At 70.6% G+C, this 25,573-nt stretch carries 19 protein-coding genes; 6 read left to right on the plus strand and 13 right to left on the minus strand.

The window, feature by feature from the left end:
• Positions 1 to 51: 51 nt before the first annotated feature.
• Positions 52 to 2,367, minus strand: a complete 2,316-nt coding sequence (locus tag ACIOJD_RS25110; RefSeq protein WP_401917651.1) for an MMPL family transporter — start codon at positions 2,365 to 2,367, stop codon at positions 52 to 54.
• 370 nt (positions 2,368 to 2,737) lie between these two features.
• On the opposite strand from ACIOJD_RS25110, the gene ACIOJD_RS25115 reads away from it, so the two are divergent.
• Together ACIOJD_RS25115 and ACIOJD_RS25120 are read left to right on the plus strand one after the other, a co-directional pair.
• Positions 2,738 to 3,256, plus strand: coding sequence for a lytic polysaccharide monooxygenase auxiliary activity family 9 protein (locus tag ACIOJD_RS25115; RefSeq protein ID WP_401917653.1), 519 nt, complete (start codon positions 2,738 to 2,740; stop codon positions 3,254 to 3,256).
• A 158-nt stretch (positions 3,257 to 3,414) separates the two neighbouring features.
• Positions 3,415 to 4,191, plus strand: coding sequence for a chitinase (locus tag ACIOJD_RS25120; RefSeq protein WP_401917655.1), 777 nt, complete (start codon positions 3,415 to 3,417; stop codon positions 4,189 to 4,191).
• A 133-nt stretch (positions 4,192 to 4,324) separates the two neighbouring features.
• Here ACIOJD_RS25120 and yicI read toward each other — a convergent pair whose 3' ends face one another.
• From yicI to ACIOJD_RS25175, 11 genes are all read right to left on the minus strand, one after another.
• Positions 4,325 to 6,682: an alpha-xylosidase gene (gene yicI / locus ACIOJD_RS25125; protein ID WP_401917657.1), complete on the minus strand. Its 2,358-nt coding sequence runs from the start codon at positions 6,680 to 6,682 to the stop codon at positions 4,325 to 4,327.
• 75 nt (positions 6,683 to 6,757) lie between these two features.
• Complete coding sequence (locus tag ACIOJD_RS25130) at positions 6,758 to 7,576, minus strand: carbohydrate ABC transporter permease (protein ID WP_401917659.1); 819 nt, start codon at positions 7,574 to 7,576, stop codon at positions 6,758 to 6,760.
• A gap of 5 nt (positions 7,577 to 7,581) precedes the next feature.
• Positions 7,582 to 8,538, minus strand: coding sequence for a carbohydrate ABC transporter permease (locus tag ACIOJD_RS25135; RefSeq protein ID WP_401917661.1), 957 nt, complete (start codon positions 8,536 to 8,538; stop codon positions 7,582 to 7,584).
• 10 nt (positions 8,539 to 8,548) lie between these two features.
• On the minus strand, positions 8,549 to 9,793 hold the full coding sequence (locus ACIOJD_RS25140) for an extracellular solute-binding protein (protein ID WP_401917663.1): 1,245 nt from the start codon (positions 9,791 to 9,793) through the stop codon (positions 8,549 to 8,551).
• Between the two features lie 215 nt (positions 9,794 to 10,008).
• Positions 10,009 to 11,139, minus strand: a complete 1,131-nt coding sequence (locus tag ACIOJD_RS25145; RefSeq protein WP_401917664.1) for a LacI family DNA-binding transcriptional regulator — start codon at positions 11,137 to 11,139, stop codon at positions 10,009 to 10,011.
• A 146-nt stretch (positions 11,140 to 11,285) separates the two neighbouring features.
• Positions 11,286 to 11,870, minus strand: a complete 585-nt coding sequence (locus ACIOJD_RS25150; protein WP_401917665.1) for a hypothetical protein — start codon at positions 11,868 to 11,870, stop codon at positions 11,286 to 11,288.
• A 59-nt stretch (positions 11,871 to 11,929) separates the two neighbouring features.
• On the minus strand, positions 11,930 to 12,697 hold the full coding sequence (locus ACIOJD_RS25155; protein ID WP_401917667.1) for an SDR family NAD(P)-dependent oxidoreductase: 768 nt from the start codon (positions 12,695 to 12,697) through the stop codon (positions 11,930 to 11,932).
• Positions 12,698 to 12,810: 113 nt separating this feature from the next.
• Entirely contained in the window at positions 12,811 to 13,599 is a 789-nt protein-coding gene (locus ACIOJD_RS25160) for an SDR family NAD(P)-dependent oxidoreductase (RefSeq protein WP_401917669.1), read from the minus strand.
• Between the two features lie 121 nt (positions 13,600 to 13,720).
• Entirely contained in the window at positions 13,721 to 15,100 is a 1,380-nt protein-coding gene (locus tag ACIOJD_RS25165; protein ID WP_401917671.1) for an MFS transporter, read from the minus strand.
• 423 nt (positions 15,101 to 15,523) lie between these two features.
• Positions 15,524 to 16,402, minus strand: a complete 879-nt coding sequence (locus ACIOJD_RS25170) for a polysaccharide deacetylase (RefSeq protein ID WP_401917673.1) — start codon at positions 16,400 to 16,402, stop codon at positions 15,524 to 15,526.
• Between the two features lie 22 nt (positions 16,403 to 16,424).
• Positions 16,425 to 17,543: an asparaginase gene (locus tag ACIOJD_RS25175; RefSeq protein ID WP_401917674.1), complete on the minus strand. Its 1,119-nt coding sequence runs from the start codon at positions 17,541 to 17,543 to the stop codon at positions 16,425 to 16,427.
• A gap of 203 nt (positions 17,544 to 17,746) precedes the next feature.
• Between ACIOJD_RS25175 and ACIOJD_RS25180 the strand changes: the two genes are divergently transcribed.
• The 4 genes from ACIOJD_RS25180 to ACIOJD_RS25195 all read left to right on the plus strand — a co-directional run bounded on the left by ACIOJD_RS25180 (position 17,747) and on the right by ACIOJD_RS25195 (position 22,939).
• Complete coding sequence (locus ACIOJD_RS25180) at positions 17,747 to 18,823, plus strand: LacI family DNA-binding transcriptional regulator (RefSeq protein WP_401917675.1); 1,077 nt, start codon at positions 17,747 to 17,749, stop codon at positions 18,821 to 18,823.
• Between the two features lie 169 nt (positions 18,824 to 18,992).
• The gene (pgm, locus tag ACIOJD_RS25185; protein WP_401917677.1) at positions 18,993 to 20,633 is read left to right on the plus strand and encodes a phosphoglucomutase (alpha-D-glucose-1,6-bisphosphate-dependent); all 1,641 of its coding nucleotides are present in this window, start codon (positions 18,993 to 18,995) and stop codon (positions 20,631 to 20,633) included.
• A 156-nt stretch (positions 20,634 to 20,789) separates the two neighbouring features.
• Entirely contained in the window at positions 20,790 to 22,103 is a 1,314-nt protein-coding gene (locus ACIOJD_RS25190; RefSeq protein WP_401917678.1) for an MFS transporter, read from the plus strand.
• Positions 22,104 to 22,195: 92 nt separating this feature from the next.
• Positions 22,196 to 22,939, plus strand: a complete 744-nt coding sequence (locus ACIOJD_RS25195; RefSeq protein WP_401917680.1) for an SDR family oxidoreductase — start codon at positions 22,196 to 22,198, stop codon at positions 22,937 to 22,939.
• Between the two features lie 60 nt (positions 22,940 to 22,999).
• Here the strand turns inward: ACIOJD_RS25195 and ACIOJD_RS25200 are convergent, their stop codons facing one another.
• Complete coding sequence (locus tag ACIOJD_RS25200; RefSeq protein WP_401917682.1) at positions 23,000 to 25,564, minus strand: SpoIIE family protein phosphatase; 2,565 nt, start codon at positions 25,562 to 25,564, stop codon at positions 23,000 to 23,002.
• Between the last annotated feature and the right edge of the window lie 9 nt (positions 25,565 to 25,573).

Raw genomic sequence — 25,573 nt, forward strand, 5'->3', positions numbered from 1 at the left:
ACCGACACCGGTCGGAGTGCTGCGCCCGCGACGCCTGGCACCGGACAGGGCCTAGCGCACGGGCTCTCCCTCCGTGGTCACCCGGGGCAGGATCCTGTCCAGCCATCGGGGCAGCCACCACGCGCTCCCTCCGAGCAGGGTCATCACCGCCGGTACGAGCAGGAGACGGACGACGGTCGCGTCGATGAGCACGCTGACGGCCAGGCCGAGGCCCAGCATCTTGACCACGATGTTGTCGCTCAGGATGAACGCGGCGAAGACGCTGACCATGATGAGCGCGGCGCAGCTGATCACACGGGCGGTGATCTCGAGCCCGTGCGCGACACTGCCCTTGCTGTCCCGGGTGCGCAGCCAGGCCTCGTGGACCCGGGCGAGCAGGAAGACCTCGTAGTCCATGCTCAGCCCGAAGACGATGGCGAACATCATCATGGGCACATAGCTCTCGATCGGCACCGTCCCGGAAACGCCCAACGCGGGCCCTCCCCAGCCCCATTGGAAGACGGCGACCACGACTCCGTACGACGCGGCGATCGACAGCAGATTGAGCACGGCGGCCTTGAGCGCCACCAGGAGCCCCCGGAACACCATCAGGATGATGAGGAACGCCAGGGTGACGACGACGGCGATGATCAGTGGGAGCCGCGCCGAGATGATGCCGAGGAAGTCCTCCTGCGCGGCGGTCGTGCCGGTCACATAGGTGGTGGCGGCGGTGCCGGAGACCCCTTCGGGCAGGACGTCGTCCTTGAGGCGGTGGAAGAGGGCGGCCGTCCCGGCCGCCTGCGGGGCGGTGCTGGAGATGGCCGTGCCCGTCAGGAGTTGGCCGTCGCCGGTGGGCCGGAGCGGGCTGATGCTGGCCGCGCCCGGGACGTCCGTGAGCGCTCTGCTCAGGCTGGACGCCAGCGCGGAACGGTCGGCCGACGGGACCAGGCTCTGGTCGACGACGAGAGTGAACGGCCCGTTGGCACCGGGGCCGAAACCTTCGGCGATGAGGTCGTAGGCGCGCCGGTCCGTGAAGCTTCTGGGGTCGGCCCCGTCGTCGATGTGGCCGAGGCGGATGGAGAACACGGGAATGGCGAGAACGCCCACGGTCACGAGTCCGGCGAGCAGGAACCACCAGGGGCGCCGCTGCACCCGCCGGGCGTAGCGATGCCATCCTCCGTGCCCATCGGCGCCCGCCCTCGTACTGCCCCCGCTCGCACTGCCCCCGCCCGCCCTCGTACTGCCCGCGCGCGGTTGCGTACCGCGCCCGTGCGCGCCCGCGTCCGTGCCGCTCTCCGCGACCGGTCGTCGGACCCGGTAGCGGTCGATACGGCGTCCGGCGAGTCCGAGCAGGGCCGGCACCAGGGTGATCGCGCCGACGACCGCCGTGACCACAGTGACCGCGGCGGCCGCGCCGAGCTTCCCGATGAAGCTGACCTGGGACACGTACAGCCCGGCGAGGGCGACGATGACGGTGCACCCCGAGACGAGCACGGCGCGGCCGCTGGTGGCGGCCGCGCGGCCCGCCGCCGTCACCGGGTCGGCGCCGTCCATGAGCTGCTGTCGGTGACGGGTGATCAGGAACAGCGCGTAGTCGATGCCGACGCCGAGCCCGATCATCGTGGCCAGGGTCGGTGAGACGCTCGCGAAGGTGGTGGCGGCGGCGATCAGGCTCAGGCAGCTCAGTCCGACGACGACACCGATCAGAGCGGTGACCAGCGGGATCACCGCGGCGATGACACTGCCGAATCCGATCAGCAGGACGATGACCGCCACGGCGAACCCGATGGCCTCACTGGTCAGATCGGCGGCCTTGGGCCGGGCGAGTTCGCCGAGCGGGCCGCCGTACTCGACCTCGACCCCGGCGGCGCGCAGAGGTTCGACGGCCCGGTCGACGCCGTGCAGGTAGGAGTCCCCCAACGCGGTGGGGTTCTCGGCGAACCGGACGGTGATGTAGCCGGTCCTCCCGTCGGCGGTCAGCGCCCCTGTGGGCGGCGAGGACGGCGTCGCGGGCAGCGGGCTCTCTGCGGACAGGACGTGGGGAAGTCGCTGGAGGGAACCGACCGTCTCATCGATCTGGCTCTGTACGGCGGCGAGGGACTTCTGCCCGTCGTGGAGGACGACTTGGGCCCCGATGCCGCCCGCCCCGGGAGCGTGCGCGCTGAGTACGCGCGCCCCGTCGTCCGACTGTGTACCGGGGAGGGAGAAGTTGTCGGAGTACGCACCGCCGAACGCGCTCTGCAGGCCGTGCAGCCCGCCGAGGGCGACCAGCCAGGCCACGATGACCACGACGAAACGCCGGGCGCACCACTCCCCCAGCCGCTGAAGCAGACCGCCCCGGGCCCGGTCTCCCGTAGCTCGTACGTCCGTACCGTTCTGCGAATTCATACGTTCCTCCCAGCGGCGCGGAAGCGAGTACGGAAGCGGGTGCGGACACCGACCGACCTGATAAATGTCGGCATTTTATGCATTTGATCGGGAAAAGTGATACTCAGGCGCCCACCGGGCGCGCCGCACCCTCCCTCGGCCCGAACTGGCCTTTCTTCAAGTCCCCTTGACGGAGGGACATCGGCCTGTATGGTCTAGTCCAAGTGGTCGAGACCTTTTCTTTCGCAACGCCCCACGCGGAGCGGGAAAGGGAATCCACCGCGGCCCTTCGCCCCTCTTGGCCCCCCACACTCGAGAGGTCGGCCCGCCCTGTTCCGTATTCCCCCATGAATCGGAAACCGCGCGGGAAGACCTATGTGAAGGAGTAATCATGCACGCGAAAAGGAAGCTGGCCGTCGCGCTCGGAGCCGTTGTCGCGCCGGTGCTCGCGATAAGCATTCCCGCAAGTTCCGCCAGCGCTCACGGATATATCTCCTCGCCGCCGAGCAGGCAGGCCCAGTGCGCCGCCAAGACCATCAGCTGCGGAGACATCACCTACGAGCCGCAGAGCGTGGAAGGGCCCAAGGGCCTGACCAGTTGCAGTGGCGGCAATTCGCGGTTCTCCGATCTCGACGACGACTCCAAGGGCTGGACCGTCACGCCCGTCAGCAGGACCACCTCGTTCAACTGGAAGCTGACGGCTCGTCACGCCACCAGCACCTGGCAGTACTACGCGGGCGGCCAGAAGATCGCCGAGTTCAACGACAACGGAGCCCAGCCGGGTGAGACCGTCAGTCACCAGGTGAACTTCGGTGGCCTGTCCGGCAAGCAGAAGGTTCTGGCCGTCTGGAACATCGCGGACACCTCGAACGCCTTCTACGCCTGCATCGACGTGAACGTCGGCGGCTGACAACCCGCTCCCCGCTCTCCGGTTCACCGGGCGGGACTCGCCCCGCACTGTCCGGAACGAGGCTTCAACCGGGCGGAGTTGATCCCGCCACCACCCCCCACAACACGCGTACCGGGCCGCCGCATGCGCGGCGGCCCGGCATGAGGAGTGATCACCACATGCGTCAACGCGCCATCGGACTTCTCTCCGCGACCACCGCGGCCGCCGCACTCTCCCTGCTGGCCCTCGCGCCGTCCTCCGTCGCACAGACGGGCCGGCCGGACCTCACGACGCGTACGGCCTCGGTCGCACAGGCCGCGCCCGACGCGAAGGCGGCCGATTTCATCGTCAGCGAGGCCCAGTTCAACCAGATGTTCCCCAACCGGAACTCGTTCTACAGCTACAGCGGGCTGACCGCCGCGCTGAGCGCCTATCCGGGATTCACCGGAACAGGAAGCGACACCGTACGGAAGCAGGAAGCCGCGGCTTTCCTGGCCAATGTCAGCCACGAGACCGGCGGCCTCGTCCACATCGTGGAGCAGAACCAGGCGAATTACCCGCACTACTGCGACGCGACACAGCCTTACGGCTGCCCGGCGGGTACGGCCAAGTACTACGGGCGCGGCCCGATTCAGCTGAGCTGGAATTTCAACTACAAGGCCGCCGGTGACGCGCTGGGCATCGACCTGCTGAACAACCCCGACCTCGTGCAGAATGATTCGGCCGTCGCGTGGAAGACCGGACTCTGGTACTGGAACATGCAGAGTGGTCCGGGAACGATGACACCGCACAATGCCATGGTGAACGGCGCCGGATTCGGCGAGACCATCCGTAGTATCAACGGCAGCATCGAATGCAACGGCGGGAACCCGGCGCAGGTACAGAGCCGGATCGACAAGTACAAGAGCTTCGCCCAGACCCTCGGTGTCGACCCGGGCGGCAATCTCAGCTGCTGAGCCGGTGACCTGAGCCGCTGAAAACACCGGCAACACCGGTGGGAACGGGTGCCGTCGGCCTTCCGGCCGGCGGCACCCATCCGTCGTACCGGACACGGTCACGGCACCGCGGTGAGTGCGTGCCGCCGACGGCTCACGCCCAGCGGGCCGTCAGCCGACGGGTGCCGGCCTGGCAGACGTACAGGGCGCCCAGCGGGTGGGCGACACCGTCCCCCGTGGTGGTGGCTCCCACGAGCAGTACGTTCCAGGGCAGTTCGCTCCCGGTCTCCACGATGATCTCGTCGCCTGTCCGACGGGTGGTGAAGACCGCCGCCGCACCCGATCCGTCCGGTGCGGGGATGGAGGTGACGACCTCCCCGCCCTCCGGCCGCCCGCCGTGTGGTTCATGACGTACCGTCAGATCGCCGTCGGCCGGGGCGTGCACGCGGAGCGTCACACCGTCCGCCCAGTCGTACACGGGCCCTTCGGCCCCGGCGCCGAAGGGGATCACGGAGCCGGGCCTGGCCAGCAGCGGCAGGGTCTCGAAGCCGTGTGTCTCGCGCTGCCAGCCGGGTCCCGGGATCCGCGTGCCGGTGAGCACATTGGTCCAGGTGCCCTCGGGCACGTAGTACTCGACCGTGCCCTCCTCCGTGAAGACCGGCGCCACCAGCAGGTCGTCGCCGAGCATGTACTGCCGGTCGAGCGGACGGCAGGCCGGATCGTCGGGGAAGTCCAGCAGCATCGCGCGCATCACGGGCGTGCCGGCGTCCCTGGCCTGGGTCGCCGAACGGTAGAGGTACGGCATCAGCTGGTGCTTGAGCCGGGTGAAGGAGCGGGTGACCGCGACGGCCTCCTCGCCGTAGTCCCACGGCACCCGGTAGGACTTGCTGCCGTGCAGCCTGCTGTGCGACGACAGCAGTCCGAACTGGACCCAGCGCTTGAAGACGGCGGGCGACGGCGTGCCTTCGAAGCCCCCGATGTCATGGCTCCAGAAGCCGAAGCCGGACAGCCCCAGCGACAGGCCGCCACGCAGCGACTCGGCCATCGCGTCGAAGGTCGACTCGCAGTCGCCGCCCCAGTGCACGGGCAGCCGCTGCCCGCCGGTGGTCGCGGAGCGGGCGAAGAGGACCGCCTCGCCCTCGCCGCGCTCCTCCAGCAGCAGGTCGAACACGGTCTCGTTGTAGAGCTGCGTGTAGTAGTTGTGCATCCGCTCCGGGTCCGAGCCGTCGTGCCACGCCACATCAACGGGCACGCGCTCCCCGAAGTCGGTCTTGAAGCAGTCGACGCCCTGGCCGAGCAGTCGGCGCAGTTTCCCGGCGTACCAGTCGCGTGCGGCCGGGTTGGTGAAGTCGACCAGCCCCATGCCGGCCTGCCACCGGTCCCACTGCCACACACCGCCGTCGGGCTTCTTGAGCAGGTAGCCTTCGGCCATCCCCTCGGCGAACAGCGCGGACTTCTGCGCGATGTACGGATTGATCCAGACGCAGACACGCAGGCCCTGCTCCTTCAGCCGGGCGAGCATGCCCTCCGGGTCGGGGAAGACGTCCGGGTCCCAGACGAAGTCGCACCACTGGTACTCGCGCATCCAGAAGCAGTCGAAGTGGAAGACGCTCAGCGGGATTTCGGCATCGGCCATGCCCTGCACGAACCGGTTCACCGTCGCCTCGTCGTACGAGGTGGTGAAGGAGGTGGACAGCCACAGGCCGAAGGACCAGGCGGGCGGCAGCGCGGGGCGGCCGGTGAGCGCGGTGTACCGGGCGAGGATCGCCTTGGGGTCCGGGCCGTGGATGACGAAGAACTCCAGCGACTGGTCCTCGACGCTGAACTGGACCCGCCCGACCGTCTCCGATCCCATCTCGTAGGACACCTTGCCGGGGTGGTTGACGAAGACGCCGTATCCCCGGCTGCTGAGGTGGAACGGGACGTTCTTGTAGGCCTGTTCGCTGCTGGTGCCGCCGTCCGCCTGCCACAGATCGACACTCTGGCCGTTCTTGACGAACGGGGTGAAGCGCTCACCGAGCCCGTACACACTCTCGCCGACGCCGAGCGCCAGTTGCGCGAGCATGAAGTGCCGGTCCTCGGAGTCGGTCACGAACCCCGTGCCGCGCTTGCCGACCGAGGTCAGGGTCTGTCCCCCGGCGGTGAAGTCCAATTGCCAGGGAGCGGCGGTGTCGGTCTTCAACGAGAGTTCGCCGGTGGTGAGTTCGATCGCCGTACCCTCTCTGACCACCTTGGCCTGGGAGCCCTCCGCGCGGGACGCGAGCGTGAACTCCGGGCGTCGTGGGGTGCCTCCGCCGTGATGGGTGCAGCGGACGCCGATCACGCCCTCGGCCGGTGACCAGCACTCGACCGTCAGCAGCGGGCCATTGAGTGTGTCGCCCCGGTGGTTCACCTGTGTGACGGGCGCGTAGAGGGTGAGCCGGTCGTCGGCCACGACGGCGTCGGCCACGGATACCGCGTAACGCGCGGTGACGCCGGGACGCATCTGCCAGTAGCCGTCAGTGAACTTCATCAGTGCTCCTGCTCCTGCTCGTGTGTGGATGTCCGGGGGTGTGTCCGGTGGGCCGATGTGCCCGGTGTGGTCGGTCTACTTGACGGAGCCGCCGGTGATTCCCGCGGCGACATATTTCTGGGCCACCACCAGCAGGATCGCGGCGGGCACGGCCGAGATGACAGCCGTCGCCATGACCGCGCCCCAGTCACTGACATGGGCGCCCATGAACTCGTACATGCTCAGTGTGATCGGCTTGACGTCGTCCGTGGTGTTGAGCGTCAGCGCGAACATGAAGTCGGACCAGGCGAAGAGGAAGGTGAACAGGCCTGCGGTGATCAGGGAGTTGCGGCTCATCGGCAGTACGACGCGGACGAAGGCGGTGAACCGGCTCGCCCCGTCGACCAGCGCCGCCTCCACGGTCTCCCTCGGGATCGACACCATGAAGGCCCGCAGCAGCACGATGGAGAACGGCAGCCCGAGCGAGGCGTCGGCGAGGATCAGCCCGAGCACGGAGTTGACCAGACGCACTTCGGCGTAGGCGCTGTAGAGCGCGTTCGCGATGACGATGCCCGGCACCATCTGGGTGATCAGTGTGCCGAACACGATGGTCCGGCTGCCGCGCAGCCCCAGCCCGGCCAGTCCGTACGCCGCCGGAGCCGCGAGCGCCAGACAGACCACGACCGCGCCGAGCGAGACCACCAGGCTCGTCAGGAGCGAGTCGCCCTGGCTGCTCAGGGCGCGTCGGAAGTTGTCCCCTCCCGGCGAGGTGGGCAGCCAGTGGATCGCGGCGAGGCTCTCACCGGGCTGGAGGGCGATATTGAGCATCCAGTACAGGGGGAAGAGCAGGATGACGAGAATGATCATCGCGACAACGGTGTTGCCGCCCCGGCGCGGGATCCGGGTGGTGGTCATGGCGGTCACTTCCCCGGGCCGAAGTCGGTGCGGTTGGCCCGCAGATAGAGCACGGCGAACACCGCGCTGACAAGAATGAGGACGTTGCCGACCACGGCTCCCTGCCCGAAGTCCATCTGCTGGAAGGACAGTTGATAGGTGACCGTGCCCAGGGTCTGGGTCGACTCGGCGGGGCCGCCTCCGGTCAGGGCGAGGATCAGGTCGAGGATCTTCACCGTCGACATGAATCCCAGGATGAGTACCACGGTGACGACCGGGCGCAGGAGCGGAAGGGTGAGGCTGCGGAACGTACGCCACGCTCCCGCGCCGTCGAGCGCGGCGGCCTCGTACAGGTCGCGCGGGATCTCCTGGAGTCCGCCGTACAGGATCACCATGTTGAACGGGATGCCGATCCAGATGTTGACGAGGATCGCGGACATCAGGGCGATGCTCGGGCTGCTGAGCCACGGTACGGGTTCGGAGACGAGGTGCAGGTTCGTCAGCAGGGTGTTGAGCACGCCGCTGTCCTGGTCCAGGAGTCTGCGCCAGATGACGGCCGAGACCACCATCGGGACCAGCCAGGGCAGCAGCAGGACGGCGCGGACGACGCCGGACAGACAAAAGCGCCGGGAGAAGAACACGGCGAGTGCCAGGCCGATGGTGAACTGTCCGAGCAGGGAGCCGAAGGTGAAGACGAGGGTGTGCCCGAGCGAGCCGGTGAACAGCGGGTTGTCGAACACACCGCGCCAGTTGTCGAACCCGTTGAAGGGCGCCTCACCGGTGAAGTAGGTGCGTGGCGTGTAGTGCTGGAAGCTCATGGTGACGTTGCGTACGAGCGGATAGCCGAAGAACACCAGCATGTAGAGCACGGCCGGGGCGACAAAGCCCCAGCGCAGCAGCGAGCCGCGGCGCCCGCGCGCTCTCTTGGCCGTGGCGGTCCCGGCGGCGGGCGACGCGGGGACGGAGGTGGCGGTGACGGTCATGGCGGTTTCCTCACTCGCCGGCCGCGACGGCCTGTGACTGGGCCCGCTCCAGGGCGGCTTCGGGGGTGGCGCGGCCGGTCAGCACGGACTGGAAGGCGCTCGCCAGCGCGTCGGACACGACGGGCCACCGCTCCCCGACGCGGTCGGTACGGGAACGGCCGGTGCGCACTTCGTCGGCGAACGCCCCGAGCTTCGGGTTCTTGGCCTTGTATTCGGCCGCCGCCGTCACACGTGTGGGTACGTTGTTGCGGGACTGGCCCCAATCGACCTGATTGCGCCGCTCGTTGAGGCAGTTGATGATCCTGGCCGCCGTCTTCTGCCGGGCGGTGTCGCCGGTACGGGGAAGGGTCATGACCGTGCCGCCGATCGGGGGCACCGGGGGCCGGCCCGCCTCGGGGACCGGGATGGCGGCGACCGCCCAGTTCAGGTCCTTGTGCTCGTTCAGCACCGGCACGTTCCAGGGACCGTTGATCATCATCGCGGCCCGCCCGGCGGTGAACTGTTCGGCGACGTCCTGCTGGTTCCAGGTGACCGCCGCGCTGGAGGCGGACCCGCTGTCGATCAGGTCCTTCCAGAGCTGGAGCGCCGGGGCTCCCCTGCCGTCGTCCAGCCGGGATTCGTCTCCGCCCGCCGACCAGAAGAACGGCAGGAACTGGTAGACGCCGTCGGCGTCGGGAGTCGCGCTGAAGGCCATCCCGTACGTCTGGCCCCGGGTGAGCCTCTTGGCCACCGTCCGCAGTTCGTCCCAGGTGGTGGGCGGCTCGACGCCGGCCCTCTTCAGCAGGTCGACGTTGTACATCAGGGCGAGGGAGTTGACCGAACGGGCGATGCCGTACCGGGTGCCTTCGAAGCTGCCCATGGTCCCGGCACCGGCGGACATTCCGGTGACGTCGACGCCCGCGTTCCTCAGCGGGAGGAGACCACCGGTGGCGGCGAACCGCGGCAGCTCGGATCCGTCCAGATCCAGGATGTCGGTCAGCGAGTGGGACGAGGCCATCCGGAGCGCCTTGGCCACCACTTGGTCGGCGGGCACGCTGACCTGACGGACCCTCACACCGAGCGGCTTCGCGCAACGGTCGTAGAACTCCTGCTCCTGGGTGTGTTCGATGTCCGTCGCCGAGTTCAGCACCGTGACGACCCCGGGATCGGGCTCCTTCGCGCACCCGGAGACACCGGACACGGTCAGCAGAACGGTGGCCATGGCGGCCGGGAGGATCGCGGCCGGCGCCGGAGGACGTCGACGGGAGAACTGCATGACGAGGGGCTCTCCGTTCGGTCTACGACTCTGTAAAGGAGACGGAGGTGGTGCGGGGCGAGGCCGGGGTGGCGCGGGGTCGGCGGCCGGCGCCTGCGGACGGCTGCGTGCCGAATCGCGATATCGAATCGATTCGACGCGGTGCTGCGGCGATGCTAGGCCCTCGCCGAAACGGCGACAAGAGGTAGGGCAGAGCCGGAGCGGACGTCGCCCGGTCAGCGGTGCGGCGGGCCGAGGGGGACCGCCCCGGGCAGCAGGACCGGCGGGATCAGCAGATGCCCGACGGAGTCGGCGAGGAGCCGCGCACCGGGTTCCGTACTCCTCGGGCCGTCCTCGCGCAGCGCCGTCGCCGCGGCCACGGCGAGCCGGGTGACCTCAAGGGCCAGTGTCTCCACCGGGAGTTCGATGCGCGGCAGCCGGCGGCTCGACGGATCGCCGGGGAGGCTGCCGATGACGACGACGGCCAGATCCTCCGGCACCCGGAGACCGGCCGCGGTCACGGACGCCAGGATGTGGTGATGGGCGCAGGGGTGCTGTACGACCAGGGCCGTCGGCCTGCCCGGGGCCCGTGCACCGGCCGTACCGCTCGTGCCGTCGGTGCGGTCCGTGCTGTGCGCGCTCCCCGCTTCGTCCGCCCCGTGCCCGAGCAACGCGCTGAGCCGGTGGGCGAGTTGGGCCGGGTCGCTGACCGAGTGGACCACCTCGACAGCGGCGCGGGTGGCACGGGCACCGCGTCGGGCGCCCTCGATACCGCGCAGCGCGTAACTGCGCCGGCCCCGGACCTCCGCTTCGCCGGGCGCCAGGTACACCATGTCCCGGTGCCCCGCGGCGGCCAGTTCGGACACGGCGAGGGCCGCGGCCTCCTCCCAGTCGAGGTCGGTCCAGGGCAGGGCGTCCTCGTCGGCGGGCCGACCGATGAGGGCCGCGGGGAAGACCAGCTCCCGTACGACATCGATCCGGGCGTCCTCCATGTCGACGGCCATCAGTACCGCCGCGTCGGCGAGTCCGCTGAGCGCCACGCGCCGCAGCCCTTCCGCCTTGTCCTGCGACGTGGTCAACAGCAGGTCGTAGCCGAGGCCGTTGGCGGCGTCGCTGACATCGATCGCGAACCGGCCGTCCACGGTGTGCTGGAGCCCGGCCGCGCGGGGCAGCGCGAGGGCGATCACCCGGGTACGGCTGCTGCGCAACGTCCGCGCGCTGGCCCGTGGGTGATATCCGAGCGCGTCCACGGCCTCCTGGACGCGGCGGCGCGTCTCCTCGGAGATGCTCCGGGAACCGTTGAAGACGTACGAGACGGTGCTGGGCGCGACCCCGGCCCGCTGGGCGACGTCCCTGATGGTAGCCATCCTCGACCCTTCGATGGTGCGGGCACGTCGCCGCCGTCAGGGCCCGGCCCAGGGCCTGGCGGTGAGACGCCATCGTATCGAACGGGTTCGCGGGCGCCGGTGTCACGCAGGCCCGGCGGAGCCGAGGCGAAGGACAGGTGACCAGGTCAGCGGCTCCCCTGCGGTGGCACCGACAGCTCCGACAGATGACCGGCCAGGTGGTCGGCGAGCGAGCGGGCACCTCGGGGAGCCTCGACCATGAGACCTTCACCGCCGCACCGGGCCACCGTGACGGCCGCCGAACCCGCCGCGCCGGTCAGCCGCCAGCCCGCCGCCCGTACGACCAGCCGCTCGGGAGCCGGCCCCGCGCGCAGTACGGCCGACGTCCAGACGACAAGGGCATGCGGGTCGGGGGTACGGACAGCCGAGGCGCGGGGGCCCGCGGTGCCGAGGTCCGGCACGGCGGACGCCTGTGCACAGGCGTCCGGTGCACAGGCGTCCGCCGTGCCGATGTCCGGCCGGGTCCACGCGTCGGTGTCGTCGCCGGTCTCAGGGGCGATCACCGCTCCGGCGACGGACCGTACCGTCGTCCAGAGAGCTTCGAGGTCCTGGCAATGCCGCCAGCGGCCGGCCCGGTCGGCCAGCTGCCAGCCGCCGCCCGGCCACGGCCGGACCGTCACCCGCGTACCGGACAGCAGTCGCCGTACGGCACGCTGCCGGGCGACCGTGCCGCCTTGTCCGAGCGGCGCCACACGCTCCGGCCATCCGGCCGCGGGGCGCCCGCACGCTCCACACATGGTCCGCGCCTCTCTCAGAGCATCACATCGCCGCTGTTGGGGCCGAGTGTCTGCCCTACGTAGAGATTGCCACCGGGGTCGGAGGCGAGCAGCAGCACGGTGGGGGCGATCTCCTGCGGCCGTCCGAACCGGCCGAGCGGCAGCTCCGCCTGCTTGGCCCCCTTCCAGTCCGGGCTGAGCCCGTCCACCAGCGGGGTTTCGACCGGCCCCGGGGCGATGGCGTTGACCAGGACGTTGTGCGGAGCGGCTTCCCGGGCGAGTGCCTTGGTGAAGCCGATGACACCGGCCTTGGCGGCGCAGTAGTGGGTCAGGCCCTCGCCGCCCTTCTGGCCGAGCTGCGAGGCGATGTTGACGATCCGTCCGCCGCCCTGCTCGATCATGTGTGGGAGGGCGTACCGGCAGCTGAGGAAGACACCGCGCAGGTCCACCGCGATGGTCTCGTCCCAGGTCGCCGGATCCATCTCGGTGAGCGGGACCTCGGTGAGGATCCCGGCCGAGTTGACGAGGACGTCCACCGCGCCGTGCTGGTGCACCACGTCCTCCACGGTGTCCCTGACCTGGTCGGCGTCGGCCACATCGACGGTGTGCAGGGTGATGACGGCGGCGCCGGTGAGCCGGTCGCGCAGGGCCTCCAGCTTCCGGGTGTCCCGGTCGGCGAGCGCGAGCCGGGCTCCCTCCCCGGCGAACGCCTCGGCGATGGCGGCGCCGATACCGCTGGCCGCGCCGGTGATGAGTACGGTGCGCGGTCCGGGCCGGAGCCGGTGCGGGGTGTCGGTGCTCATGGGGCCTCCGTAGATGTGGATCAGGGCTGGATCAGGAGAGGTGGAGGGGAGGGGAGGGGAGGGGAAGTGTGCACGGAACCGGGATGGGTCCGGACGGCCCCGGGCCCGCGGCCTCAGTCGGGGAAGCGCACGGTCAGCCCGCCGTCCACGATGAGCTGCTGTCCGGTGACGTACGAGGCCTCCGGGGCGCACAGGAACCGGATGGCGGCGGCCACCTCCTCGGGGCGTCCGACCCGGCCGGCCGGGATGCCGCCGCCCGCGGCGCGGAGCCCTTCGGGGCCGAGCGAGTTGCGCGCGTCCAGTGACTGCGGGGTCTCGATCAGGCCGGGGATCACGGAGTTGGCCCGGATCCCGCGCGGCGCCAGCTCCACCGCGAGCGACCTGACCAGGCCCAGTACGCCCGCCTTGGCGGCGGCGTAGTGGGCGTGATCGCCCCAGCCGTAGACACCGCCGGCGATGGAGGAGACGGCCAGCAGGGCGCCGGGTCCCTCCATCCGCGCCACCGCCGATCGGAAGGTGCGCATGACACCGGTGAGGTCGACACCGAGCATGATCTGCCAGGCGTCGTCGGTGAGTTCGGCCAGCGGGGCCCGGCGCAGAATGCCCGCGGCCGCGACGGCGATGTCGAGCCGGCCGTACCTGTCGACGGCGGCCTGGGCGAGCCGCTCCGGGCCGGCGCTGTCGGCGACGTCCGCCTCGACGGCCAGACATCGACCGCCGGCCGCGGCGACGGCGTCGACCGTCTGCTGGGGATCGTGCGGATCGGCGGCGTGGTAGCCGATCACCGTGTCGACGCCGGATTCGGCGAACGCGACCGCCGTCGCGCGGCCGATACCGCTGGCGCCTCCGGTGATGATGGCGGTGCCGCGCCGCGCCGCGTCCTGCTGTGGGTGTCCCGTCATGGTGTTCAGGTCTCCGAGGGGGATGGAGTGGGTGGATCTGGTGGAGTGGCTCGGGTTCGTCGGATGGGAGTGTGCGAGGCCAGGGCCGATCGACATGGCGTGGCGTCCGCCCGGCACCGGATCAGGCCGCCGCCGGCGCACCTCGGTGGTCGACATCGCGCGCGCCCAGCATCACCAGTCCGGAACCGAAGATGCCGATGGCTCCGGCGACGAAGGCCGCCGTGGTCATCGAGGCACCGGCCGAGAGCAGGGCGCCGAGCAGCGCCGAACCGGCGATGGCGCCGACCGGTCCCATCGTGTGCGCCACATTGGAGCCGACGCCGCGTACCTGCTCCGGGAACGACTCGCTCATGTAGAACAACATCGCGGAGTACGGCCCGGTCAGGAAGAACAGCCCGAGGGCGTAGAGGCCGATCACGAACACGGTCGTGGTGGGACCGAAGAGCATCGCGGTCATGGCCACGCCACCGCAGCTCCAGCCGATGACGATGGTGGTGCGCCGGCCGATCCGGTCGCCGAGCCAGCCGTGGAAGACGTAGCCGAAGAAGCCGGCCAGGTTGGCGAGGACCAGCACGATCAGCGCGCTGCCGAACGAGACGCCCTTCGCCTCGACCAGCACCGTGGTGCCCAGCACGGAGAAGATCTGGATGCCCATCCAGTTGAGGAGCCAGGCCGCCGAAAGACACAGGGTGTGCCGGCGCAGCGCGGGCGCGAAGACCTCGCGCAGGCCCGCCTTCTCCTTGGCGGGCTCGATCCCCGCCGACTTCTCCACCGCGGTGGCCTCCTCGGAGCGTCCCTCGGCCCGCAGCTTGCGTGCCTTCTTGATCCCGAGGAAGACCGGGGACTCGGGCAGCGTGCGCACCAGGACGGCGATGACCAGCGCGGGTACGGCGGCGATGACGAAGCTGCCGCGCCAGCCGAAGGTCGGCAGGGTCAGGGCCGTCACGCCGGCGCCGACCAGGGCGCCGACCGGCCAGCCGCTCTGGACGAAGCTGAAGAGCAGTCCGCGCCGGGGGTGCTTGCCGTAGATCTCGTTGAGATAGACGGTGTTGACGACCTCTTCCGAGTAGCCGAAGCCCGAGAAGGCGCGGATGCCGACCATCGAGACGGCACCGCCGGCCAGGGCCGTCGCGGCGGACGTGAGGGCGGCGCCCGCCGAGGTGATCATCAGTGCCGGGCGGCGGCCGAAGCGGTCGAGGATCGGGCCGACACAGAGCGACACCACGAAGGTGCCGGCCGTGACACCGGTGGCGACATTGGCGGCGGTGGCGTTGGACCAGCCGAAGTCCTCGGCGATCTTGGGCAGCAGTGTGCCGAAGAGTGTGAAGTCGTAGACGCTGAAGACCCAGGCCAGGAAGCAGATCACCGAGGCGCGGGTGACCAGCTTGCGGGACGGCAGGAACGGTTCGTCGCCGGTCTGCGGCGGGGCGGCGGACCGCTCCGGCTGCTTGGACAGGTCGGGTGTCGGTGTCTCGGGGGAGGGTATGGCGGACGAGTTCACGGAGATCTCCGATACGGGCGAACGGACGCGGGGACGGTACGTAGCGGTGCGGGGCATACGGAGGGGAGCGGCCCCGGGCCCTTCGCTGTCGGGGCGGGGACGGATCCCGGGGGCCGGGAGGGCCTCGGGGGAGGCGGGCTCCGGCGGGTCGGCCCGGGGATGGGGGCCGTGCGCCGGAGCCCGGCGCGGCTCTTCGCCGGGGACGGGCGGGAGCGGGGAGAGGGAGGCCGTCGAGCGCGCGGAGGGGGTCGTCGGGCGCGGACGGGAGCGGGATACCGGGCGGGGGGCCGGACATCGGGACGCCGGGCACAGGTCGGTGCGTCCGGCGCGGGGGCCGTACGTCAGGCACGAGGCCTTGGGGCGCGGGGCTTGGCGTCGGGTACGGGTCGTACGGTCGGGTACGGAGCCCGGACGGTCAGACGGTCAGACGCGGGGGCGGCGACGGACGAAATCCGTGGCGATCTCGTCGAAGGTGACCCACCGTACGCCCGGGTGGGAATTGATGTGATCGATCAGCCGCTCGTGCATCATCAGGTTCTGCGGCCGCCCGGACACATCGGGGTGCACGGTCATGGTGAAGACGGCGTAGTCGTGCTCGCGGTAGACCCAGTCGAACTGGTCGCGCCAGGTCTGTTCGAGGTGGCGGGGGCTGACGAAGCCGTGACTGTTGGGGCTCGCCTTGACGAACATCATCGGAGGCAGGTCGTCGAGGTACCAGCTGGCCGGGATCTCCACCAGGTCGGTCTCCTCGCCGCGCTCCAGCGGCTTCATCCAGTCCCGGGCGGGACGGTCGTAGTCGATCTTCGACCAGCTGTCCCCCACCCGTACGTAGTACGGCTCGAAGTCGCGGTGCATCAAGGAGTGGTCGTAAGCGATCCCGCGCTCCAGCAGGAGTTCGTTGGTGACCGCGGAGAACTCCCACCACGGGGCGACGTAGCCGGTGGGGCGCCGTCCGGTACGGGTGCTGATCAGGTCGATGCAGTGGTCGAGGATGTCGGACTCCTGGGTCCGGCTCATCGCGATCGGGTTCTCGTGGCTGTAGCCGTGGACCCCGATCTCATGACCGGCGGCGGTACATGCCTCGAACTCCTCGGGGAAGGTCTCGATCGAGTGACCGGGCCAGAACCAGGTGGTGGTCATGTCACGGCGCCGGAACAGCTCCAGCATCCGGGGTACGCCGACCTCGCCCGCGAACAGTCCGCGGGAGATGTCGCAGGGGGAGTCCTCTCCCCCGTACGAGCCGAGCCAACCGCCGACCGCGTCGACGTCGACCCCGTAGGCCACAAGAATCTCTTTCGGCATTTCGCTTCTCCTGTTCGGTGTGTCACTGATGGTGCTGGTGGTGCTCCGTGGGGATATGCGGTCTGTTGTGAGCGGTTCGGGGCTGTTCAGTTCCCGGGGTCTCCCGGAGCCCCGGGGTCCCCGTGTTCCCCGCCTCGGCGAGATGCCCGGCCTCGGCCAGCCAGGCGGCCATCCGTGCCGCGACTCCGGCCGGCCCCTCCCCGGCCGCCCGGTGCAGCGAGGCGGCGAGGAGCAGCCGCAGCTGCCACGGAGACAGGTCGGAGGCGAAGACCGCGCCGGCTCGCAGCAGGTCCGCACCGCCGCCCGCGCCGTACGCCGCCGAGGTCGCCCCGGTCGGCACCCTGCTGGCGACGGCGACCACGACGCCCTGCGCCACCAGGCGCTCGACGGCCGCGGTCACGGCGGGCGGCGCGTTCCCGGCGCCGAAGGCGCACAGCACCACGCCCCGTGCTCCGGCGGCCACGGCGGCGTCGAGCAGGACGGTGTCACAGCCGACGTAGAGCGGCACGACGTCCACCCGGGGCAGCCGGCCGAGATCCTCGGCGGCTATCAGGGCGGCAGGGCGCGGCGGGCGGGCGATCAGCCGGACCCTGCCGTCGTCCAGCCGGGCGAGCGGCCCCCGGCCCGGTGCGCTGAAGGCCGCCGGTGCCAGGGTGTCGGTCTTCCGCAGGCCGACGGCCGGCCAGACCGCGCCGTCGAAGACCGCGCTGACGCCGTGACTCCGGGCCGCGGGGTGGGCCGCCCAGGTCAGGGCGGAGGCGAGATTGCGCGGTCCGTCGGCCGCCGGGTCGTCGGCGGGGCGCTGCGCGCCGGTCAGGACGATCGGCCGGTCGTCCGCGTGCGTCAGGGCGAGCGCGAAGGCGGTCTCCTCCATGGAGTCCGTGCCATGCGTGATGACCACCGCGTGCGCCCCGTCGCGAAGACCTTCGCCGACTGCTCCCGCGAGTGAGGCCAGGTCCGGGAGCCCGAGCGCGAAGCTGGGACGCAGGCCCAGATCGCGGCACGTCACCTCGGCCCAGTCCGGTACGGGGAAGGCCCGCGCCGTCTCCAGCAGCTCGTGCACTCCGACGGCGGCGACCCGTCCGGCGGGCGTGGAGCGGCTGGCGATGGTGCCACCCGTACCGATGAGACTCAGCTGCATGCAAAGCTCCACAATCGATTGCGAGAACGATTGCGTAACTGTGCTCCACACTCAGCCCAGAGGGCAACCCCCGTAATCGGATCTTCATGGAAGATGATGGTTCTCGAAATTCGGCACCTGGGATCCCCCGGGACCCCGGCCCGGGATCCCCGAGGACCTCACCGGGCCGCTACCGAGGCAGGACAGGAAGCAGGACGACGGCCTTGAGACGACAGCCCACGGACGCCGGCGGCTCCGGCGACGCCCGCACTTCCGGCCGTATCCGCGCCTCCCGTGACTCCGCCGAGAACGGTGTGACCCTGGCGGATGTGGCGGCCGACGCGGGTGTGCACCAGTCCACCGCCTCCCGGGCCCTGCGGGACGGCGCGGGGGTCGGATCCGCCACCGCGGACCGGGTGCGGGAGTCGGCCAGGCGCCTCGGCTATGTCGTGAACCCCGCCGCCTCCAGCCTGCGCACCGGCCGCTCCCGGCTGCTGGGCGTGCTGGTCCCCCGGCTGACCGACATCGTGCTGGCCACCGTCTACGAGGGCATCGAGGCCGGCGCGGCGGCGGCCGGTTACCAGGCCGTGGTCGCCAACACCGGCGACGACCCCGCCGTCCAGCGCGCCAAGGTCGAGCGGCTGCTGGCCCTGCGGGTCGACGGACTGCTCCTCGGGGACGCGCGCGGCGACACCGAGCTCGCCTCCGAACTGGTCGCGCGGGGCGTCCCGGTCGTGCTGGTCTCCCGACGGCTGCGCGGGGTCACCTCGTTCACCTGCGACGACCTCGTCGGCGGGCGCCTGGTGGCGGAGCATTTCATGGCACTGGGCCACCACCGGGTGGGCGTCGTCGCCGGTGAACCGTACGCCTCCACGGGCGTCGAACGGACCAAGGGTTTCACCGACGCCTACGCGAAGGCCGGCATACCCGTGGACCCCCGAATGATCATCAACGCCCCCTTCGACGTCCACGGCGGCGAGCGCGCCGCGCACCGCCTGCTGGCCTCGGACCCGCGCCCGACAGCGGTCTTCGCGGTCAACGACTTCGCCGCGATCGGCGTCATGGGCGCGCTCCGCGCGTCCTGCCTGGTGCCCGGCCACGACGTCGCCGTGGCCGGCTTCAACGACGTCCCGCTCTCCGCCCAACTCCCCATCCCGCTCACGTCCGTACGCTCCCCGATGCGCGACATGGGCGAGCGGGCGGCGAGTGCCCTGGTGGGCATGATCGAAGGCCGTACGGCACGATCGCGTCGGTTCACCCCGGAGTTGATGGTGCGCGCCTCCACGACCGCCGCCGACTGATCCCCGTACCGGCCGCCGCACGGCCCGGATTCCGCGCGGGCACGCGGTGGTCCCGGGAAACAGGCCCTAGCGGCGGGGCGCCCGTCGACCGCGCGAGCGACCCGGGATGATGAACCGACGAATCGATCGCATCAACGGATCGCATCAACCGATGTGGAGGAGTGGGCAGATGCCGCACGAACGAGCGGGACAGCCGGCGCGTCCGGAAGACCTCGTCGATGTCGCCCGGCTGGTGACCGCGTACTACGCGCTGCGCCCCGACCCCGAAGAAACCGCCCAACGCGTAGCGTTCGGGACATCCGGACACCGCGGATCGTCCTTCGCCACCGCGTTCAACGAAGATCACATCGCCGCGACCAGTCAGGCGATCTGCGAGTACCGCACCCGGCAGGGCACCACGGGTCCGCTCTTCCTCGGCGCGGACACCCACGCGCTGTCCGAGCCGGCCCGGGTGACCGCCGTCGAGGTGTTCGCCGCCAACAACGTGACCGTGCTCATCGACTCCGACGACGGCTACACGCCCACGCCGGCCGTGTCGCACGCCATCGTCACCCACAATCGTGGCCGTACGTCGGGGCTCGCCGACGGCGTGGTGGTCACACCGTCCCACAACCCGCCCACCGACGGCGGCTTCAAGTACAACCCGCCCAGCGGCGGCCCGGCCGGCTCCGAGGCGACCAACTGGATCCAGGACAGGGCCAACGAGATCATCGCGGGCGGCCTCAAGGAAGTACGGCGGCTGCCCTACACCCGCGCCCTCGCCGCGCCGGCCACCGGGCGGTACGACTTCCTCGGCCACTATGTGGCGGACCTGCCGGCCGTGCTCGACCTGGACGCGGTGCGCGCCGCCGGGGTGCGGATCGGCGCCGACCCGCTGGGCGGCGCGTCGGTCGCGTACTGGGGCCGCATCGCCGAGCAGCACCGGCTCGATCTGACCGTGGTGAACCCGCTGACCGACCCCACCTGGCGGTTCATGACGCTGGACTGGGACGGCAAGATCCGGATGGACTGCTCCTCCCCGTACGCCATGGCCTCGCTGATCGGCCAGAGCGACCGCTATCAGATCGCCACCGGCAACGACGCGGACGCCGACCGGCACGGCATCGTCACCCCGGACGCCGGGCTGATGAACCCCAACCACTACCTCGCCACCGCCATCTCCTACCTGTACGCCCACCGCGAGCGCTGGCCCTCGGGCGCCGGGGTCGGCAAGACGCTGGTGTCCTCGGGGATGATCGACCGGGTCGCCGCCGACCTCGGCCGCGAGCTGGTCGAGGTGCCCGTCGGCTTCAAGTGGTTCGTCGACGGGCTGGCCGACGGCTCGCTCGGCTTCGGCGGCGAGGAGTCGGCCGGGGCGTCGTTCCTGCGCCACGACGGCTCCGTGTGGACCACCGACAAGGACGGCATCATCCTGGCCCTGCTCGCCTCGGAGATCCTCGCCGTCACCGGCCGGACCCCCTCCGAGCACTACGCCACGCTCACCTCCCGCTTCGGGGAGCCCGCGTACGCCAGGATCGACGCGCCCGCCACCCCGGCCCAGAAGGCGGTCCTGGCCCGGCTCTCACCCGAGCAGGTCACCGCGGACACCCTCGCCGGGGACCCGGTCACCGCCGTGCTCACCGAGGCACCCGGCAACGGCGCGTCCATCGGCGGGATCAAGGTGACCACCGAGAGCGCCTGGTTCGCCGCCCGCCCCTCCGGCACCGAGGACGTCTACAAGATCTACGCCGAGTCCTTCCAGGGCCCCGACCACCTGAGCCGGGTCCAGGACGAGGCCAAGAACGTGGTCTCCGCCGCACTGGGCGGCTGACGCCCGCCGGCCCACCCGGCCAGACGGTCCGTTTCCGCCGACGCACCGTCGGCGGAAACGGCCGTCCTCCACCGCGAGCGGCACAATGCGCTCCGGGCGCGCCACCAGAGGCCAACGGCCCGGCGCCCGGACAGCCTCTCCGCCCTCGGAGGACGCATGGCCACCACCGTCAACCCCGACGTGCCCGGCCTGGACGCCAGAACCGTCAGACGGGTCACTCTCGCCGGCTGTATCGGCGTCTTCGTCGAGCTGTACGACAACGGCATCTACGGATTCCTCGCCGTCACGCTCGCCGTGGTCTTCTTCCCGGAACAGAGCCCGCAGACAGCCCTGCTGCTCACCTTCCTGACCTTCGGTGTCCCGTTCTTCATCCGCCCCGTCGGCGGCATCGTCTGCGGTTATCTCGGCGACCGTATCGGCCGTCAGCGCATGCTGGTCTTCGTCATCATGCTGATCAGCGCTGCCACCGCCGCGATCGGTCTGCTCCCCGGCTACGCCACGATCGGCGTCGCCGCGCCCGTCCTGCTGATCCTGCTCCGGTTCGCGCAGGGCTTCTCCGTCGGCGGCGAGGCCGCGGGCGCCATCACCTTCCTCGCGGAGTACGCGCCCGACGGCCGCCGCGGCCGGCTCACCAGCTACGCGCAGATCGCCTCCTTCAGCGCCCTGCTCTTCGGCACGCTCACCGCCGCGCTCCTCAACGCCACCCTCGGCGACGAAGCCATGCGGTCCTGGGGCTGGCGCATCGCCTTCCTGCTGGCCGTTCCCATGGGTGTCATCGGGTTCTACATCCGCAAACGGATCAGGGAGACACCACACTTCGAACGGCTGAGGGCCGAGAACAAGCTGTCCTCCAACCCCCTGCGCGAGGCGTTCTCCACGCGCGAACACCGCAAGGCCGTCCTGCTGGCCACGCTCATCCCGCTGCTCAACGGCTCCGGCTACTACGTGCTGTTCTCGTACATGCCCACCTATCTGTCCAGCGAGCTGCACTTCAGCGTCGTCCAGGGCCTGATCGTCACCGCGTGCAGCCTGGTGGCCATCACCATCGCCATCCCGTACGCCGGACGACTCTCCGACCGGCTCGGCCGCCGCACCGTCATCGCCGGGTCCGCGCTGGCCATGGCCGTACTCGGCTACCCCAGCTATGTGCTGCTCACCCGGGGCTCCCTGGCACTCGCCATCATCGGCGGGGCGCTCATGGCGGTCGTCTTCGCCGGTCACACCGGGGTGATCCACATCCTGCTGGTCGAACTGTTCCCGACCCGGATCCGCTACTCCGCCTACGCGTTCGGCTACAACATCTCCGCCGCGCTCTTCGGCGGCTCCGCCCCCTTCCTGATCACCTGGCTGATCGGCCTGACGCACAACACGTACATCCCGGCCTACTACGTCGTCGCCACCGCGCTCGGGACGTTCCTCGCGGTGCTGAGCATCCGCGAGACCGCTTTCGGCCCACTGCGCGACGAGTGAGAGAGGCCCGGTCCACGACTCCCCCACCGGTCAGGACTCCGCAGAGTTCGACGGTCCGGCCGGACCCGACCTCGACAGAGGAGAACCGCACCATGGCCTTTTCCGACTACAGGACCGCGCTGGTGACCGGCGCGTCGACCGGCATCGGCGCCGTCGTCGTCGAGCGCCTCACCGACAGAGGGCTCCAGGTCCATGCCCTCGCCCGCGACACCGACCGGCTCGCCGAACTGGCCGAACGTACGGGCTGTGTCCCGCACGCCGTGGACATCACGGACACCGCCGCGCTGGCCGGACTTCTCGAAGACATCTCCATCGATGTCCTGGTCAACAACGCCGGAGTGTCGCGCGACGGCAACATCCTGACCGCCGACGAGTTCGCCGTGGACGAGCAGATCGCGGTCAACGTCCAGGCCGTCCTGCACCTCGTACGGCTGATCATGCCGGGCATGGTGGAGCGGGACCTCGGCCACATCGTCAACATCAGCTCCATCGCCGGCGTCTACAACTTCGGCGGCAACACCGTCTACCACGCCACCAAAGCCGCCGTGCACACCCTCTCCCGGCAACTGCGTATCGACGCGTACGGCAAGCGGATCCGGGTCACCGAGATCTGCCCGGGACGAGTCGAGACCGAGATCTTCGGCCGTCTGCTCGGCGACATGAGCAAGGCCCAACAGCTGTACTACGACGGCTACGAGTCGCTGAAGCCGGAAGACGTCGCCGACGCCATCGAGTACGCCGTCGGCACACCCCGGCACGTCAACATCGCCCTGGTCGAGATTCTGCCGACTTTTCAAGTGCCCGGCGGTCTCAGCTTCGAGAGGCGTACGGACTGAGCCGACGGCGTACGGACAGGGAGCCAGGGGGCGCGCCCATGCCTACGACCGTGACCGCTGTCAGGCTGCCGGGAGAGCCTGTTCGGCCCAGATGGCCTTGCCGGTGGGGATCTGCCGGGTACCCCAGCGCTGGGTGAGCTGGGCGACCAGCAGCAGGCCCCGGCCGCCCTCGTCGAAGACCCGGGCCCGGCGCAGGTGCGGGGCGGTGGTGCTGGTGTCGGAGACCTCGCAGATGAGGGTGCGGTCGCGGATCAGCCGTAGCTGGACAGGGCCTTCCGCGTGCAGGATGGCGTTGGTGAACAGCTCGCTGACGACCAGTTCGGTGGTGAAGGTCAGCTCCTCCAGCCCCCACGCGGCCAGTTGGGCGGTCGCGTGGTCGCGGGCACGGCCGACCAGCGCGGGCTCGGCGGGCAGCTCCCAGGTGGCGACCTGGCCGGCATCGAGCGCGCGGGTCCGCGCGACGAGCAGGGCGACGTCGTCCGTGGGGCGCGGGGTGGAGAGCAGGGTGCGGAGCACGGTGTCGCAGGTGGCTTCCAGTGAGGGCGACGGCCTGGCCAGAACCTCGCGCAGCTCCTCGATTCCGGCTCCGACGTCGCGCTCGCGGGACTCGATCAGGCCGTCCGTGTAGAGGACGAGAGTGCTGCCTTCCTGCACCTCGAACTCGGCGCATTCGAAGGGCAGATCGCCCAGGCCCAGGGTCGGGCCCGCGGGCACGTCGAGGATGTCCACCGTGCCGTCCGGGGTGGTGAGCGCGGGCGGCGGATGACCGGCGCGGGCGGCACACAGGCGGCGGGACACCGGGTCGTAGATCGCGTACAGACAGCTGGCACCGATGTCGTGGCCGGCTTCCGGGTCGGTGCTCTCGGAGGCCAGTCGTATGACCACGTCGTCGAGGTGGGTGAGCAGTTCGTCCGGGGGCAGGTCGATGTCGGCGAGCGTACGGACGGCGGTGCGCAGCCGTCCCATGGTGGCGGAGGCGTGAATGCCGTGTCCGACGACATCGCCCACGACGAGTGCGACCCGGGAGCCGGCGAGCGGGATGACATCGAACCAGTCGCCGCCCACGCCGTACTGGGAATCGGCGGGCAGATAGCGGGTGGCGACCTCGACGGCCGACTGCGGGGGCAACCCCCGTGGGAGCAGGCTGCGTTGCAGTGTGACGGCGGTGCCGCGTTCGCGTGTGTAGCGGCGGGCGTTGTCGATACACACGGCCGCCCGGGTCGCCAGCTGCTCGGCGAGGAGCAGGTCGTCCTCGGTGAAGGCCGCCAGATGCAGCCGACGGGAGAAGAGGGCCGCGCCGAGGACATTCCCGCGGGCGACCAGGGGCGCGGCGATGAGCGAGTGGACTCCGTAGTCGTCGCGCTTGGCATCCCGTTTGGGGTCGCGAGCCATCCAGTCCGTGTAGTCGGCGTCCCAGGGGCCGGTGAGGACGGCCCTGGCGGTGGCCAGGCAGCGGGCGGGGGGCGAGAACTCCGGATAGGTGTCGACCTCTCCTATGCCGACGGCGGCCTCCGGGGAATCGTTCGAATGGGCGGACTCGTGGGCGACCCGGCGCAGCCGGACGTCACCGGAGACCGGGCCGGGGGTCGGCTCGTCGCCGCGCAGCACCGAGTCCAGCAGGTCGACGCTGACGAAGTCGGCGAAATGGGGCAGCGGGGTGCCTGCCAACTCCTGTGCGGTACGGGTCACGTCCAGTGTGGTGCCGATCCGCATGCTGGCTTCGTTGAGGAGGGCGAGACTCTCGCGGGCCCAGTACTGCTCGCTGATCTCCAGCGCGGCGACCGCGAGAGCGCGTACCCGGCCGTCCGAGTCCTTGAGAGGCGAGAGGGACACCGCCCAGGCGCGCTCGCGCGCCTCACCCGTCGCCTGGCGGAAGGTCTGCACATGCTCGGGCTCCCCTGTCCGCAGCGCCCGTCGCATGGCCGCCTCGACCTGCGCGTTCGCGCGGTTTCCGGTCAGGAATCCCGACGGCTCCCCGCGCATCTCGTCTTCCGTACGGCCGTCGATCCGGCACAAGACGTCGTTGGCCCGCAGGAGCCGCAGATCCAGGTCGTGGATCGCCATCGGGAACGCCTGCTGAGTGAAGGCCCACTCCGTGACCGTCTCGTCGTGAGCCTTCTCGTCGCGAGCCGGCCGGGAACGGCGGGGTCCCGGGTCCACCGCGTCATGCTCCGGGCTCGCGTCTCCGGGGACCGGCCTCGCGCCCTCACCGACCGCGCTCGCACGACCGGGACCGGAGCCCGCCCGATCGGGACCGGGGCTCAGCACCGGCGCCGCGGCCGTGAGAAGCCAGCGGGTGGTCCCGTCGCTGTCCCTCAGGGGGCACGCCAGCACACCCACCTCGCGCGAGCCACCGTCCCGGTACCGCGCCGTCACCGTGCCGCTCCATGTCTCCTGGTCGGCCAGCGCGTGCCGGGCGGATTCGGGCAGACCGCTCAGGAGCAGCTCCCCGGCCGGGCGCCCCACGATGTCGGCCTCCGGATAGCCCAGCAGCCACTCGGCACCCTCGCTCCACCGTGCGACGACGCCGTTCGCGTCCAGTTCCGTCGTGGCCCACTTCACCCCGCCGCCACCGAGGAACCCAGCCGCTGCCGCCCCGGAAGGCGCGCCGCGAGTGTCATCCATTCCGCTCTC

It is taken from the genome of Streptomyces sp. NPDC088116 (assembly GCF_044741745.1).
Lineage (GTDB): Bacteria > Actinomycetota > Actinomycetes > Streptomycetales > Streptomycetaceae > Streptomyces.

Excerpts from the sequence above, each read along its gene's own strand:
- pgm (WP_401917677.1), top strand. The coding sequence starts at position 18,993 with ATGCCGCACGAACGAGCGGGACAGCCGGCGCGTCCGGAAGACCTCGTC.
- ACIOJD_RS25200 (WP_401917682.1), bottom strand. The coding sequence starts at position 25,564 with ATGGATGACACTCGCGGCGCGCCTTCCGGGGCGGCAGCGGCTGGGTTC.
- yicI (WP_401917657.1), bottom strand. The coding sequence starts at position 6,682 with ATGAAGTTCACTGACGGCTACTGGCAGATGCGTCCCGGCGTCACCGCG.
- ACIOJD_RS25155 (WP_401917667.1), bottom strand. The coding sequence starts at position 12,697 with ATGAGCACCGACACCCCGCACCGGCTCCGGCCCGGACCGCGCACCGTA.
- ACIOJD_RS25170 (WP_401917673.1), bottom strand. The coding sequence starts at position 16,402 with ATGCCGAAAGAGATTCTTGTGGCCTACGGGGTCGACGTCGACGCGGTC.
- ACIOJD_RS25160 (WP_401917669.1), bottom strand. The coding sequence starts at position 13,599 with ATGACGGGACACCCACAGCAGGACGCGGCGCGGCGCGGCACCGCCATC.
- ACIOJD_RS25110 (WP_401917651.1), bottom strand. The coding sequence starts at position 2,367 with ATGAATTCGCAGAACGGTACGGACGTACGAGCTACGGGAGACCGGGCC.
- ACIOJD_RS25115 (WP_401917653.1), top strand. The coding sequence starts at position 2,738 with ATGCACGCGAAAAGGAAGCTGGCCGTCGCGCTCGGAGCCGTTGTCGCG.
- ACIOJD_RS25140 (WP_401917663.1), bottom strand. The coding sequence starts at position 9,793 with ATGCAGTTCTCCCGTCGACGTCCTCCGGCGCCGGCCGCGATCCTCCCG.
- ACIOJD_RS25175 (WP_401917674.1), bottom strand. The coding sequence starts at position 17,543 with ATGCAGCTGAGTCTCATCGGTACGGGTGGCACCATCGCCAGCCGCTCC.
- ACIOJD_RS25195 (WP_401917680.1), top strand. The coding sequence starts at position 22,196 with ATGGCCTTTTCCGACTACAGGACCGCGCTGGTGACCGGCGCGTCGACC.
- ACIOJD_RS25120 (WP_401917655.1), top strand. The coding sequence starts at position 3,415 with ATGCGTCAACGCGCCATCGGACTTCTCTCCGCGACCACCGCGGCCGCC.
- ACIOJD_RS25145 (WP_401917664.1), bottom strand. The coding sequence starts at position 11,139 with ATGGCTACCATCAGGGACGTCGCCCAGCGGGCCGGGGTCGCGCCCAGC.
- ACIOJD_RS25135 (WP_401917661.1), bottom strand. The coding sequence starts at position 8,538 with ATGACCGTCACCGCCACCTCCGTCCCCGCGTCGCCCGCCGCCGGGACC.
- ACIOJD_RS25130 (WP_401917659.1), bottom strand. The coding sequence starts at position 7,576 with ATGACCACCACCCGGATCCCGCGCCGGGGCGGCAACACCGTTGTCGCG.
- ACIOJD_RS25190 (WP_401917678.1), top strand. The coding sequence starts at position 20,790 with ATGGCCACCACCGTCAACCCCGACGTGCCCGGCCTGGACGCCAGAACC.